At 62.0% G+C, this 15,198-nt stretch carries 9 protein-coding genes; 7 read left to right on the forward strand and 2 right to left on the reverse strand.

Translation table 11 applies throughout. From position 1 onward, the window contains the following. Positions 1–78: 78 nt before the first annotated feature. The 7 genes from AC1D0O_RS21780 to AC1D0O_RS21810 all read left to right on the forward strand — a co-directional run bounded on the left by AC1D0O_RS21780 (position 79) and on the right by AC1D0O_RS21810 (position 10,890). The gene (locus AC1D0O_RS21780; RefSeq protein WP_477655579.1) at positions 79–780 is read left to right on the forward strand and encodes a TerC family protein; all 702 of its coding nucleotides are present in this window, start codon (positions 79–81) and stop codon (positions 778–780) included. A gap of 317 nt (positions 781–1,097) precedes the next feature. Then, positions 1,098–3,851, forward strand: a complete 2,754-nt coding sequence (locus tag AC1D0O_RS21785) for a CHASE2 domain-containing serine/threonine-protein kinase (RefSeq protein ID WP_477655580.1) — start codon at positions 1,098–1,100, stop codon at positions 3,849–3,851. 13 nt (positions 3,852–3,864) lie between these two features. Beyond that, entirely contained in the window at positions 3,865–4,650 is a 786-nt protein-coding gene (locus AC1D0O_RS21790; protein ID WP_477655581.1) for a Stp1/IreP family PP2C-type Ser/Thr phosphatase, read from the forward strand. Between the two features lie 39 nt (positions 4,651–4,689). After that, a complete protein-coding gene (locus AC1D0O_RS21795) occupies positions 4,690–5,349 on the forward strand; it encodes an FHA domain-containing protein (RefSeq protein WP_477655582.1) in 660 nt (219 codons plus the stop codon). A gap of 62 nt (positions 5,350–5,411) precedes the next feature. Next, complete coding sequence (locus tag AC1D0O_RS21800) at positions 5,412–7,661, forward strand: CHASE2 domain-containing protein (protein WP_477655583.1); 2,250 nt, start codon at positions 5,412–5,414, stop codon at positions 7,659–7,661. Between the two features lie 35 nt (positions 7,662–7,696). Next, positions 7,697–8,488, forward strand: a complete 792-nt coding sequence (locus AC1D0O_RS21805; RefSeq protein ID WP_477655584.1) for a 3',5'-cyclic-nucleotide phosphodiesterase — start codon at positions 7,697–7,699, stop codon at positions 8,486–8,488. After that, positions 8,485–10,890, forward strand: coding sequence for a GspE/PulE family protein (locus tag AC1D0O_RS21810; RefSeq protein ID WP_477655585.1), 2,406 nt, complete (start codon positions 8,485–8,487; stop codon positions 10,888–10,890). The genes AC1D0O_RS21805 and AC1D0O_RS21810 overlap by 4 nt, the downstream gene beginning before the upstream one ends. Before the next feature lie 37 nt (positions 10,891–10,927). On the opposite strand, the gene AC1D0O_RS21815 is transcribed toward AC1D0O_RS21810, so the two are convergent. Continuing rightward, positions 10,928–13,084 (reverse strand): tetratricopeptide repeat protein, encoded by a 2,157-nt coding sequence (locus tag AC1D0O_RS21815; RefSeq protein WP_477655586.1) that lies wholly within the window; start codon positions 13,082–13,084, stop codon positions 10,928–10,930. Positions 13,085–13,122: 38 nt separating this feature from the next. Continuing rightward, positions 13,123–15,198, reverse strand: a 2,076-nt coding sequence (locus AC1D0O_RS21820; RefSeq protein WP_477655587.1) for an O-linked N-acetylglucosamine transferase, SPINDLY family protein, incomplete at its 5' end; no start/stop codon positions are given.

The following is a 15,198-nucleotide window of genomic DNA, read 5'->3' on the forward strand; positions in this document are numbered from 1 at the left end:
CGCCTATCCGGGCTAAACTCGAAAAAACAAAAAAAAGCGCTGCCCGGCGCTTTTTTTCATTGATAACAGGAGATAGCCATGTTTTTCGGACTGGACCTCACGTCCCCGCTTTTCTGGAGCGCTTTCGGCTCCATCATCCTTGCCAACATCGTGCTGTCGGGCGACAACGCCGTGGTGATCGCCATGGCGGCGCGCACGCTCAAGCCCGAGCAGCGCGGCAAAGCCATCTTCTGGGGCAGCGCCGCGGCGATCGTCATGCGTATCGTCCTGACCATCGTGGCCATCCAGCTGCTGAGCCTGCCCTACCTGAAGCTCATAGGTGCCCTCCTGCTGGTCTACATCGGCGTGGACCTGCTCAAGGGCGAGGAAGACGAAGACGGCGAAGGCCATGAAATCAACGGCATGATGGCCGCCATTCGCACCATCCTGATCGCCGACTTGGTCATGAGCCTGGACAACGTGCTGGCGGTGGCCGCCGCCGCCAAGGGCAACCTGCCGCTGCTGGTCCTGGGCCTGCTGGTGAGCATTCCGCTGATCATCTTCGGCGCGACCCTGCTGACCAAGGTCATGGAGCGCTTTCCCATCATCATCACCATAGGCGCCGCCCTGCTCGGCTTCCTGGCCGGTGAAATGCTGCTGACCGACCCGGCGGTGGTCGCCTATTTCGGGCCCATCGGCGATCACACGGTTACCGCGGGCGGCCTCCTGGGCGCCGTGCTGGTCGTGGCGCTGGGCACCTACCTGACCAAACGTCAGAAGGAAAAAGCGCCTTCGGCCTGAAACCCGCCCGCCCGGCGGCTGCGTCGTGGCAGCGGGGGGAGGGAAAGTACCAGCCCGCCATGCCCGCATCGCGCGGGTTTTGGCGCATGCGATGAAAAACCACTTATTTGCAACAGTCGGCGCGGCTGCCGTGCAAAAGTCCCTTGTCCAGCCGCACCCCGTCTGTTAATGTCCCCTATCAGGAGACTTGTAACCTGCCGAAACAGCCGGCGGGTGGTGCCGGGTGCGCGAAACCGGCCGTTACCGGGCGGCTGGTAATACAAAGCAATTAAAAAATGGCATAGCGATGCACAGCGAAACAGGACAAGGGACGGGTAGTGGCCAAATCATCTAGAAAGCTGAGTCAGTTCTGGCGGGCCGACTGGTTCGTCGGGGTCCTGGTGGTGCTGGCCGTCCTTTTTCTGCATGGCCTGACGGACTTTTTTGGCACCCTGGAGCGCCGCTACTACGATTTCGCAAGCACCAGCACCTCGCGCCAGCCCTCCGACCGCATCGCCATCATCGCCATCGACGACCAGAGCATCGCCAACATCGGCCGCTGGCCCTGGCCACGCGACGTGCATGCGCAGCTGATCGACCAGCTTTCGGCCGCCAAGGCCAAGACCATCGCCCACACCGCTTTCTTCTTCGAACCGCAGACGGACCGCGGCCTGGTCTTCATCCGCAAGATGAAGGAAGCGCTCGGCCCAGCGGCCGACCCGGCCACGGCATCCCAGGGCGGCCTGCCCGAACAGCTCGGCAAGGTCATCGCCGAGGCCGAGATAGCCCTGGATACCGACGCCAAGCTCGCGACCAGCATGACCAAGGCAGGCAATGTCCTGGTTCCCTCGGTGTTCCAGCTGGGAGTGCCCCAGGGCCGTCCCGACAACCCGCTGCCGGCCTATGCCCTGAAGAGCGCGGTGGATGAAACCAATAACTTCTCGCTGCCGGCCATTCGCGGCCAGCAGCCCATCGAGCTGATAGGCGCGGCGGCCGCCGGCATCGCCCACCTCAACCAGCTGCCCGATGTGGACGGCGCCGTGCGCCAGGAACCCCTGCTGATCAACTACTACGGCAAGGCCGTGCCCTCGATGAGCCTGCTGGTGGCGGCCAAGAGCCTGAACCTCGGGCCCGCCGACATCAAGCTCAATGTGGGTGAGTCGGTACAGATCGGCAAGTTGATGGTCAAGACCGACGAGTCGGCGCTGATGCTGCCGCAGTTTTACAAGGGCAAGGATGGCCGGCCCGCTTTTGCGGTGGATTCGTTTTACGACGTGATTTCCGGCAAGATTCCGGCCGCCAAGTACGCCGACAAGATCGTGATCATCGGTGCCACCGCCGCGGGCGTGGGCACCCAGTTCCCGACGCCGGCCGGCCCCGGGCTTTCGCCGGCGGAAACCATCGCGCACATCACTTCCAGCATCCTGAGCGAGCATTTCATCGTGCAGCCGGGCTGGGGTGTCTGGGCCACGCTGGGAGTGTTGCTGCTTGTGGCCGGCTACCTGATTGCCGGGCTGCCGCGTCTGTCGGCGGGCAAGGCAGCCATCGTCACCTTGCTGCTGTTCGTGGTGCTGCTGGTGGTCGAGTTCAGCCTGCTGTCGGCGGCCGCGACCTGGCTCAAATTCATCTTCCCTGCGGCCCTCCTGGTCATAGGCCACCTGGCGCTGACCACCAAGCGCTTCCTGATGACCGAGGCCGGCAAGCTCAAGTCCGATGAGGAGTCGGCTGAAACCAACCGCATGATGGGCCTGGCACTGCAAGGCCAGGGCCAGCTCGACATGGCTTTCGACCGCTTTCGCCGCGTGCCTTTCACCGATGCGCTGATGGACAACATGAACAACCTCGCGCTGGACTTCGAGCGCAAGCGGCAGTTCAACAAGGCCCAGGCCGTGTACGAGTACATGGCCACCTATAACAAGAACCACAAAGACCTGCAGTCCAGGCTGAACCGCGCCAAAAACCTCTCCGAGACCGTCATCCTGGGCGGCGGCGGCTCGCATCCCGGCGGCACCATGCTGCTGGACGGCGGCGCCGTCGAGAAACCCATGCTGGGCCGCTACCAAGTGGAAAAAGAGCTGGGCAAGGGCGCCATGGGCGTCGTCTACCTCGGCAAGGACCCCAAGATCGGCCGTGTCGTGGCCATCAAGACCATGGCGCTGAGCCAGGAATTCGAGGGTGAAGAGCTCGACGATGCGCGCGAGCGCTTCTTCCGCGAGGCCGAGACGGCCGGCCGCCTGCAGCACCAGAACATCGTGACGATATTTGATGCCGGCGAAGAGCATGACCTGGCTTACATCGCCATGGAATTCCTCAAGGGCAAGGACCTGGCCGACGTCACCAAGGACGGCAGCCTGCTGCCGATTCCCAAGGTCTTGTCCATCGTGGCTCGGGTGGCCGAAGCCCTGGCTTACGCGCACAAACAGAACGTGGTGCACCGGGATATCAAGCCGGCCAATATCATGTACGAGATCGATAGCGACACGGTGAAAGTGACCGACTTCGGCATTGCCCGCATCACGGACTCCAGCAAGACCAAGACCGGCCTGGTGCTGGGCACGCCCAGCTTCATGTCGCCCGAGCAGATCGCCGGCAAGAAGGTCGACGGGCGCTCGGACCTGTATTCGCTGGGCGTCATGTTGTTCCAGATGCTGGCCGGCGTGCTGCCTTTCCGCGGCGACTCCATGGCCGAGCTGATGTACAAGATCGCCAACGAAGAGGCGCCGGACATCCGCATCATCCGCAAGGAGCTGTCCGCGCGGCTGTCTGAGGTCGTCGCGCTGTCGCTGGCCAAAAAACCGGAGCTTCGCTACCAGGACGGCGACCGCTTTGCGGCCGACCTGCGCGAACTCATCGCAGCCCTGGAGGGCGGCGCACCCGCAGCCCCATCCGCGCCGGCCTATTCAGCCCCGCCGGCCGCTCCCGGGGCTTCATTCGACGCCACCGTGGTGCAATCCGCCCCTGCCGCCCCTGCCGCGCCGGCCCCAGAGCCCAGCGCCTATGATGCCACCCAGGCCATGAATGCCGGCGGAACCCCGACGTTTGACAAAACCGTTGTCTCCAGGCCACCCGCCAGCGACAAAGACACCCAGTGACAACACGAACAAGATGATCTACGAGATTTGTACACATACCGACCCAGGGTTGACGCGGGATAACAACGAGGACGCGGTGGCGTTCGACCCGGCGACGCGCCTTTGCATCCTGGCGGACGGCATGGGCGGCTATAACGCCGGCGAGATCGCCAGCGGCATGGCCGTGGCCTTCATCAAGTCGGAAATGGGGCGCTGGCTGTCCCAGGCAGGCCGGCACGCGAATGCCAAGGAAGTGCGCCGGGCGCTGGAAATCTGCGTGGAAAACGCCAACCATTCGATTTTCAACGCTGCCAACTCCAACCCCCAATACACGGGCATGGGCACCACGCTGGTCGTGGGTGTTTTCCAGGACGGGCGCTTGATGCTGGGCCATATCGGCGATTCGCGCTGCTATCGCCTGCGCGGCCAGGAGCTCCAGCAGATCACCAAGGACCACTCGCTGCTCCAGGAGCAGATCGACGCCGGGCTGATCACCCCCGAGCAGGCCCTGACGTCCCTGAACAAGAACCTGGTGACGCGCGCTCTGGGCGTGGAAGATACTGTGCTGGTGGAAGTCAACGAGCACCGCGTGGAATCGGGCGACCTCTACCTGATGTGTTCCGACGGTTTGTCGGACATGGTGGCGGACCCGGGCATTGCCGCCATCCTGGCGGGGGCGGGAACGCTGGAACAAAAGTCAAAGCAGCTGATTGCGGCGGCGAACGAGGCCGGCGGACGCGATAATATTTCCGTCTTGCTGGCTTACGCGAAAGAAGACTCGGTCAAGCGCGGGCTTTTGTCCAGAATGCTGGGAAAATAGCGCGGTGACTGAAAATTTAAAAACAGACAGGAGTCGGCCATGCCGAAAATGATCGTCTCTATTGACGGCGTTGTGATCAAGGAAGTCCAGTTGACGAAAGACAGGACGTCTTTGGGTCGCAGGCCCTACAACGACATCGTCATTGACAACCTCGCTGTCAGCGGGGAGCATGCCGTCCTGCAGATGTCCGGCAACGAGGTCTACCTTGAAGACCTCAACAGCACCAATGGCACCTACGTCAACGGCAAGGCCGTGAAGAAACTGTTGCTGCAAAACAGCGACACGGTGGAAATCGGCAAGTACAAGATCAAGTACGTGAACGAGGCCCAGCCTGCCGGTTTCGAAAAAACCATGATCATCAAGGCCGGCTCCGCGGGCCTGGTCGCGCCTCCTCCCGGCGGTGCACCAGCGGCGGCGCCCGCCGACGCTGGCGGCAACATCAGCGCGGCCATCAAGGTCATGTCGGGTGCCGCGGCCGGCCGCGAAGTGGCGCTGGTCAAGGTGGTGACCACCATCGGCAAGCCCGGCGTCGCGGTGGCCGCAATCACCAAGCGGCCTCAGGGCTTTGTCGTGGCCCATGTGGAAGGGGCCGGAAAACCGACCCTCAACGGTGCGCCCATCGGGGCCGAGCCCGTGATCCTGAAAAACGGCGACATGCTCGAACTGGCCGGAACGCAGATGCAGTTCGTCCAACATTGACCCGGGTGCCTGCCCGGGCTTCGCATTAGCGCGGACCGTCAGCACCCAACACCCGAGGTCTCATGAGACTCCTCTCCCGGCACTGGCCTCGCATCGCCGTCACGCTGATTCCGCTCGTGTTTGCCCTGCTGCATGCGGGCGGCGTGTTGCGCATCGGCGTGCTGCAGCGGCTGGACGACATCATTTACGACGCGCGCCTTCGGGCGACGATGCCGCACACCCTGGATGAGCGCATCGTCATCGTCGACATCGATGAAAAAAGCCTGGCCGAAGTCGGCCGCTGGCCCTGGGGGCGCAACAGGCTTGCCGAGCTGGTCGAGGAGCTGCAGGACCGCCAGAAGACCGCCCTGCTGGGATTCGACGTGGTGTTCGCCGAAGCCGATGAAAGCTCGGGCCTGAAACGCCTCAAACAGCTGGCGCAGACGGAACTGAAGGACCAGCCCGGTTTTTCGGAAAAGCTCAACCAGCTGCAGGCCAGCCTGGATTACGACGCGGTATTCGCCAAGGCGATCGAGAAGCGGCCGGTCGTGATGGGCTATTACTTCACCAGCGACAGGGACGGACGCGTCAACGGCGTCCTGCCCGCGCCCGTCATGGACCGCGATGCGCTGGGCGGCCGCCCGATCAAGTTCACCAGCTGGAATGGTTACGGCGCCAATATCGAACTCCTGGCCAAGGCCGCTCCGTTGGGCGGCTTCTTCAACTCCATCACCGAAGGCGACGGCGTGGTGCGCTCCATCCCCCTGCTGGCGGAATACAAGGGGCAGTACTACGAATCGCTGGCGCTGGCCATGTTCCGCATGCTGGTGGGCTTGCCCAAGGTCGAGCCCGGCTTCCCGCCGGAAAAATTCCTCACGCGCAATTACCAGGGGCTGGAAAGCATTTTGCTCAAGCAAGGCGGCAAGGTACTGGCGATTCCGGTCGACGACCGGGTTGCCACGCTGGTGCCATTTCGCGGCAACGGCGGCGCCAATGGAGGCTCGTTTCGCTACATTTCGGCGGCCGACGTGCTGGCCAAGCGCCTGGCGCCCGGCTCGCTCAAGGACAAGATCGTCCTGGTCGGCACCACGGCCCCCGGCCTTCTCGATTTGCGGGTCACGCCGGTCGGGGAGACCTATCCCGGCGTGGAAACCCACGCCAATGTGATCTCTGGTTTCCTGGACGGCAAGGTCTTCGTCAAGCCCGACTATGCGGTCGGGTTCGAGATCGTCATTTTGCTGTTGTCGGGCCTCACGCTGGCGTTCGCGCTGCCCCTGCTGTCGGCCTCCCGCGCGGTCCTGGTCAGCCTGGCCGTGACCGCCGCCATCGCCGGGCTGAATTTCTGGCTCTATGCGGGCTACGGCCTGGTGCTGCCGCTGGCCAGCGCGGTGGTGATGGCGCTGACGGCTTTTGCGCTCAACATGAGTTACGGCTATTTCGTCGAAAGCCGCTCCAAGCGCGAACTGGCCAACCTGTTCGGCACCTACGTGCCGCCTGAACTGGTCGACGAGATGGTGAAAGACCCCGACAGTTACAGCATGACAGCGACCACCAAGGAGCTGACCGTCATGTTCTGCGACATGCGCGGCTTCACCAAGATGTCGGAGACCATGGAGCCGACCCAGCTGCAGGCGCTGCTCAACAGTGTCTTCAGCCGCCTGACGGACCTGATACGGGGCAACCGCGGCACTATCGACAAATACATGGGCGACTGTGTCATGGCGTTTTGGGGCGCTCCGGTGGACACGCCCGACCACGCTGCGCTGGCCGTGAAAACCGCGCTCGAAATGTCAAACGCCGTCCGCAGGCTCAACGAAGAGCACAAGGCCAAGGGTTTACCCGAGATCGGTATCGGCATAGGCCTGAACACCGGCACCATGTGTGTGGGTGACATGGGATCGGACATCCGCCGCAGCTACACCGTGATCGGTGACGCCGTTAACCTCGGCTCGCGCCTGGAGGGCTTGTCCAAAACCTATGGCGTCGACATCGTGGTCAGCGAATCCACCCGCAAGCTGGCCGGTGATTTCGCGTGGCAGGAACTGGACAAAGTCCGCGTGAAGGGCAAAGATCAGGCCGTGGCCATTTTTTGGCCGCTGGCGCCGGCGGACCGCATCGACAAGGACAGCACCGCCGAACTGAAAACCTGGGGCATGGCACTGAAAGCGTACCGTGCCCAGGACTGGGACCAGTGTGACGTTCAGTTACTAAATTTGCAGCGGGCAAATGGCAAAAAGTTCCTTTACCGGCTGTATGCGGAGCGTGTAGCCTCCATGAGGCTGCTGCCGTTCGATCCGGAGTGGGATGGCGCAACCAATTTTGAGACCAAATAATACAAAGACCAACGCAAGGCCAACCGGAAAACCTCATGAAAGTACGTGTACTAGGCTGCTCGGGAGCCATTGCCAAGGACTGCCGGACCACGTCTTTTCTGCTGGACAACGACCTGCTGGTCGACGCGGGCACGGGTGTGGGAGACCTCACGCTCGACGAGATGGCCGGCATCAACCATGTGTTGCTCACGCATTCGCACCTTGACCATGTCGCCGCGCTGCCCCTGATGGTGGACGCCATCGCGGCGCGGCGAACCACGCCAATACAGATTCACGCCCTGCAAGGCACCATCAACGCGCTGAAGGCGCACATCTTTAACAACACCATCTGGCCGGATTTTTCGAGAATCCCCACGCCGGAAGCGCCGTTCATCAGTTTTCATCCCCTGGATGTGGGGCAGACCCTGCTACTGGCGGGAAAACACGTGGAAGTGCTGCCGGCGGTGCACACCGTCCCGGCCGTGGGATACGCCGTGGCCACCGGCAAGGGCTGCTGGGTGTTCACCGGCGACACCGAACAGAATCCGGCCCTGTGGGCACGGATCAACCAGATGAACGTGGCCATGCTGGTCATCGAAACCGCTTTCAGCAACCGCGAGCGCGAGCTTGCCAAGCGCAGCCTGCACCTGTCGCCCCATGCGCTGGCCAATGAGCTCGACTGCATTGAACGCGGGAAGAACTACCCGATCTACATCACCCACACCAAGCCTGCCGAAACCGACCTCATCATGGCCGAGATACAGCGTTTTGACCAAACCCGTCCGTTTGGCCCCAACGTCTCGCACGATATCCGGTGGCTACGGGCAGGCCAGGAGTTCGAACTATGAGCGCCGTATTGCAACGAGACCCCCAGGATGAGTTTTTCGACTCGCAGATGCTGCCGCCGCAAGAGCGCGGCGTCACCTTCGAGGCGCTGTATTTCCGGCAGCTGCAGCTGGTCACCAACCGCATCCATGAGACCGAAAACATCGACCAGATCATGCTGGAGGCGAGCCAAGACATCTGCAAGCTCTTCAACGCCGACCGGTTGACCCTGTACGCCGTCAATGAAGATCGCACATCCATCGTGTCCAAGGTCAAGACGGGACTCAACACCAGTCGCGACCTGAAGCTTCCGGTCAGCGCGCAAAGCATCGCAGGCTATGTGGCCATGTCCCGCCAGATGGTCAACATCGCCGATGTCTACGACGAGGAAACGCTCAAGAAAATCCATCCAGCCTTGAGCTTTCTCCAGGAAGTCGACAAGCGCTCGGGCTACAGGACCAAGCAGATGCTGGTGGCGCCCGTCATGGACGGCGACACGCTGTACGGCGTCCTGCAGGTCATCAACAACCGCAGCGACCAGCCCTTTGGAAAGCTCGAGGAAGACGGCGCCCGCCAGCTCTGCAAGACACTGGGCATCGCGATTCGCCAGCGCATGCAGAGAACGGAAGACGGCCAGCGGCGCAAGGCGACCAAGTACGACGGCTTGGTCACCGAAGGTGTCCTGTCGCAGGACGAACTGCAGCAATGCATTCAGCTGGCGCGTGAAGAGGGCAAGTCGGTCGAGCACATGCTGATGGCCAACTACCACATTCGCCCCACCCAGATCGGCCAGTCGCTGGCGAAGTTTTTCGGCGTGGGTTATGAGGCCTTCAACGCAGGCCGCATACGCTCCGAAATGCTGCACGGGCCGCTCAAGCGCGAGTTCATCGGGCAACAGGGCTGGATACCGCTGGAGGAAACCACGGACGGCCTGGTGATCATGTGCATGGATCCGGAGGCCGTGCGCGGGGCGCGCGTTGTTCCCCAGGTGTTCCCGCGCATCACCAAGTTCGCCTACCGCGTCACGACGCAGACCGAGTTCGACGAGACGCTGAACCAGCTGTTCGGAGCGGGAACCGACAGCAGCACCATCGACCAGTTGCTGGCCGACATGGATTCGCCGCTGGAAGGCGATTCTCTCGACGAGTCGTCGCTGGAATCCGCGGCGGCCGACAACGAACTGGTCAAGTTCGTCAACAAGGTCATCATCGACGCCTACAACCAGAAGGTGTCTGACATCCACATCGAGCCCATGCCAGGCAAGGCCAAGACCGGGATCCGGTTCCGAATCGATGGAACCTTGCAGCCCTACATCGAAGTGCCGGCGCAGTTCCGCCAGGCCATGGTGACCCGGCTCAAGATCATGTGCGACCTGGACATTTCCGAAAAGCGCAAGCCGCAGGACGGAAAGATCAAGTTCAAGAAATATGGCCCGCTGGACATCGAGCTGCGCGTGGCCACGATTCCTTCCGCCGGTGGCGTGGAAGACGTGGTCATGCGGATCCTGGCCGCCGGCGAGCCGATTCCGCTGGAAAAGCTCGGCCTCACCGCGCACAACAAGGAGCGGCTCGAAAAAACCGTCTCCAAGCCTTACGGCCTGTTCTATGTGTGCGGCCCCACCGGCTCCGGCAAGACCACGACGCTGCATTCCATCCTGAAATTCCTCAACACGCCGGACACCAAGATCTGGACCGCCGAGGACCCGGTCGAAATTACGCAAAAAGGTTTGCGCCAGGTGCAGATCAACCGCAAGGCCGGCATTGACTTCGCGCTGGTCATGCGCGCCTTCCTGCGGGCCGACCCGGACATCATCATGGTCGGCGAGTCGCGCGACAAGGAAACCGTGGCCATGGGCGTCGAGGCCTCACTGACGGGCCACATGGTGTTTTCTACCCTGCACACCAACTCCGCGCCCGAATCCATCACCCGCCTGCTGGACATGGGCATGGACCCCTTCAATTTCGCCGACGCTTTGCTGGGCATCCTGGCGCAGCGACTGGCCAAAAAACTGTGCGACTGCAAGGAGGCTCATACCTTGAGCTCGCAAGAAATCAAGGATTTCATCAAGGAATACTCCGAAGAGCTGCGGCACACCGACGCCTGGAAAGCCGATGAGGGCGGCGAGTCGCAAAAGCTGTTTGAAGACTGGATGGAGCGCTACGGCAAGGACGGCAAGCTCACCGTGTACCGCGCCGTGGGCTGCGACAAATGCGGCAAGACCGGCTACAAAGGCCGGATCGGCTTACATGAACTCATGATTGCCGACGACGCCGCGAAAAAACTGATCCAGGAACGGGCCCGCGTGGCCGAGCTGTTCGCCAGTGCGGTCAGCAGCGGCATGCACACGCTGAAGATGGACGGCATGGAGAAGGTATTGATGGGACTGACCGACCTGAAGATGGTTCGTTCGGTTTGCATCAAATAGGGGCTAGGGGCTTGCGGGAAGCTGTAGCGTCGGCGATTCAGCTCGGCGCGCGCGCCTTCGAGGCGGTTTGAGCCGCGCACCACTTGCGCCACACGCTGCGCAAGGCTTCTTCAAAGTGCCGGGCAAACCGCGGCGCGTCGAAAAGCGGTGAAGCCAGGACCTGCTGCCTCATGCCGGCGCGCAGCGATGCCAGGCGCGGCAAGTCGCTGGCATGCGAGACGGCTCTTCTCACATAGTCATCGGCGTCTTCGGCCACCCATTCGGGCAGGCCGGCGTTCATCAGCAATCCAACGCCCTGGCGGGCCAGAAAGCTCTTGCCAGCCAGCGTCAGCACCGGCACCCCCATCCACAGGGCTTCGGCCGTGGTCGTTCCACCCGTGTAGGGAAATGGGTCGAGAGCAATGTCGACCTCCTGGTAGGTCGCCAGGTAGGCCGCGCGAGGTCCCGCGCTCAGTACATGCAGCCGCTCGGTGCTGATACCGTGGACGGCAAAGCGCTCTGCTACGGCTTGCTGCCAGCGGATCTGCTGGTCCGGTGGCGCCGCGAGTCTCAAGCGGCTGCCGGGTACGGCGTGCAGTACCCGGGCCCACAAGGCGACAACCGCATCGTTCATCTTTGACAGGTTATTGAAGCAGGCAAAGGTCACGTAGCCGTTGCGCAAGGCAGGCAGGGGCGTAACCTCAACAGAGTGCGCGGGCGGGGTAAAACAAAGCCGGGTTTCCGGCAGGCGCAGGATCTCTTCGGTGAAATGACTCTCCAGCTCGGGGGGCAAGGTCCAGGGGTCGGCAATCAGGTAATCGATGGCCTCGACACCCGTGGTAGCGAAGTAACCCAGCCAGCTGATCTGCACGGGGGCGGTTTTCCAGGCAAAGACAGGAAGACGGTTCTTGCCGGTATGCCCCGAGAGGTCCATCAGGATATCTATCCCGTCATCGCGAATACGCTTGGCCAGGACTTCATCGGGTTGGCCAAACGCCACATACCAGCCTTGCATATGGCCTTTAAGCCGTTCCGTGACGTCGTCGGCATCCGGCGAGTTGGAATAGGCAAAGAGTTCCAGCCGACCCGCCGCTTCGGTCGACAGAGCCTCCAGCACGCTCTCGATAAAGTAAGCCACGGGATGTGAGCGCAAATCCGCCGAGACAAAGCCCACACGCAAGCGTCGGTCGGGATCCGCCTGGTTCCTCAAGCTGGCGGGAGGTGGAGCCAACTTCGAAACCATCGCGCCGAAGCGCTGGGCCTCGTCTCGCAACTGTTCGGGCGAAAGGCTGGGCAGGAAATGCTGAGTCAACAAAAGATTGCTTTGCGCGATGGGAAAATCGGGCTTGATAGCTAGCGCGCTGCGGTAACTTTTCAGCGCATCGTCGAGCTGGCCAAGGTCTTTGAAGGCGGCACCCAGGTTGTGGTGCACCTCGGCATTCTGGGGCTCGAGTTGGAGCGCTTTGCTATAACTTGCCGCCGCTTCGCCGAACATGCGCAACGCCATAAAAATGTCACCGAGATGGCAATGCGTGTTGACAAAATCAGGCTTGAGTTCCGCTGCGCGCTGGAGGTGGGTCGCGGCCTCGCGCAGCTGGCCCAGATGGTGCAAGACCAGGCCCAGGCTATAGCGTATGTCCACATTGTCGGGATCGAGTTCCAGCATCTGGCGGTAAGCGATAGCCAGCTCATCGGTGCGCTCAAGCCGTTTCAGGAGGTCAACCCGCTTTTCATGGGCCTGGGCGTGGTCCGGCTTGATCTTCAAGCCGCGGCGATAGCTCTCCACAGCTGCTTCATCCTGCCCCAGTTCTTCCAGGGCCGCCCCCAAGGCGATTTCCGCCTCCACGAAATCAGGCTTGAATGCCAGCGCCTGGCGGTAGGCCCGCGCGGCCGCCTCATGCTGAGCCAGCCRTGMGTGRGCGGATCCGATGTTGAAGTGGGCKCCGGCCGAGTCCGGTTTGTACTGCACGGCCTTGGCAAACGCCTCCAGTGCATCTTGTGCATCGCCCCGGTCAAGCAGTATGGTGCCGCGGTTGAAGTGCGCCCGGGCATAGTCGGGTACCAGGGCAATCGYCTGGTCATAGCACCGYAACGCCTCTTCCGGTCGCCCCTGCTGTTCAAGTTCCATGCCCTGCGCCAGCAGATCATCGGCGCTCAAACCCGGATCCGGACCCGGCGCTGCTTGCGCATCCGCTTTTGCGGCGGGGCGCGACACTCGCACAAATCTGTCAAATATTCCCATTGCCGGCCTCTTCAGCCTGCCGTGGCAGGCATGGGATTCTGCTCACACCACAATTGCCACATGCCGCGCAGGGCAGCCTCGAAATGACCGGCAAAGCGTGGTGCGTCGAAGATGGGTGAAGCCAGCACTTGCTGCCGCAAACCCGCGCGCAGCCGGGCCAGGCCCTGCAAGTCACCGGCATGCGAGACCGCACGGGCGACATAGTCGCCGGGATCTTTCGCGACCCATTCGGGCAGTCCTGCGTTCATCAGCAGGCCGACGCCTTGCCGCGACAAAAACCGCTCTCCCGCCAGCGTCAGCACCGGCACACCCATCCACAAGGCTTCCACGGTGGTCGCACCACCCGGGTAGGGAAAGGGGTCAAGGGCAATGTCCACCCGTTGATAAGCCGCCAGATAGCTCTCGCGTGAACCATAGTCTTCCAGAATCAGCCGATCGGCCGCAATTCCGTGTGCGGCGAAGCGATCAATGACCTTGCGCTGCCCTGGAAGCTCCCGGATCTGCCGGCCTTTGAGAAACAGGCGGCTCGCCGGTACGGCGTTCAGTGCTCGCGCCCACAGCGCCACTACCGCATCGTTCATCTTGGTCAGGTTATTGAAGCAGCCGAAGGTGACAAAGCCGTTTGCCAGCGCGGGTAGCGGGCCGGCGGCAAGGTCAGTGTCCAGCGGTGTGAAACAAAGGCGGGTTTCCGGCAGGCGCCAGATCTTCTCCGTAAAATTAATCTCCTCGCTTGCCGGCAGCGTCCAGGGGTCGGCGAGAAGGTAGTCCATTGCAGACACGCCAGTGGTCGCGAAATAGCCCAACCAGGACAATTGCACGGGCGCGGGTTTCCAGGCAAACAAGGGCAAGCGGTTGTAGGCGGTATGCCCCGAAAGATCGATCAGGATATCAATCTCATCGTCGCGTATCTGCTCAGCCGCATGTTCGTCGGAAAGTCCCACGACTGGATGCCACGCCCTGCAGCCGGCCCTGATCCTTTGACTGAGCGCGTCATCGCAGATGCGTGTGGGGTATGCAAACAGTTCCAGGCCTAAGGCAGTAGATGCCAGGGCCGCGACAACACCATCCAGAAAGCGGCCGACAGGATGACCGCAGAGATCCCCCGATACCAAGCCTACGCGCAGCGTGCGCTTGGGATCGGGGGTATTGGTCCAGACAAGTTGCCGATGGGCGGAGCGGGCAACCATGTCGCCAAAACGCCTGGCCTCGGCCAGCAAATCCGACACGGGCTGATTGGCCAGGTAGTTGTGCGCGAAAAGCAGGTTGTTGTAGGCATCGCTGAAGTCAGGCTTGAGTTCCAGTGCGCGGCGTGTGCTCTCAAGAGAGCTTTCAAGCTGCCCGAGATTCTGCAGGGTATTTCCCAGATTGCGGTGGATGTCCGCGTTGTCGGGCTTGATCGCCAGAGCCCGTTGATGACAGGCGATTGCTTCGTCAAATCGCCCCTGCAGTTGAAAAATAACCCCTATGGCGGTGATCGATTCGGCGAAATCAGGATTGATCGCAAGCGCTTGACGGTAGCTCGACACAGCGAGTTCGCCCTGCCCCATGTCCGTGAGAAGGTTTCCCAGGTTGTGGTGAACCTCGATGAAGTTCGGCTGGATCTCCAGTGCCCGCCGATAACTTTCCGCCGCATCCGTCATTTGCCCGAGCGAACGCAAGGTGGCACCCAGGTTGTTGTGTGCCAAGGCATCTCCCGGAGCGGCCAACAGCGCCCGACGAAAACTGGCGGCCGCATCCTTGAACCGTCCTTGTTTTCTCTGGGCGGCTCCCAGATTGTTGAGCCAGGCCACATTGTCGGGATCGAGTTCCAGCATCTGGCGGTAAGCGATAGCCAGTTCATCGGTGCGCTCAAGCCGTTTCAGGAGGTCAACCCGCTTTTCATGGGCCTGGGCGTGGTCCGGCTTGATCTTCAAGGCGCGCCGATAGCTCTCCAGGGCTGCTTCATCCTGCCCCAGTTCTTCCAGGGCCGCCCCCAAGGCGATTTCCGCCTCCACGAAATCAGGCTTGAATGCCAGCGCCTGGCGGTAGGCCCGCGCGGCCGCCTCATGCTGAGCCAGCCATGAGTGGGCGGATCCGATGTTGAAGTG

This window comes from Polaromonas sp. P1_F2, assembly GCF_056405735.1.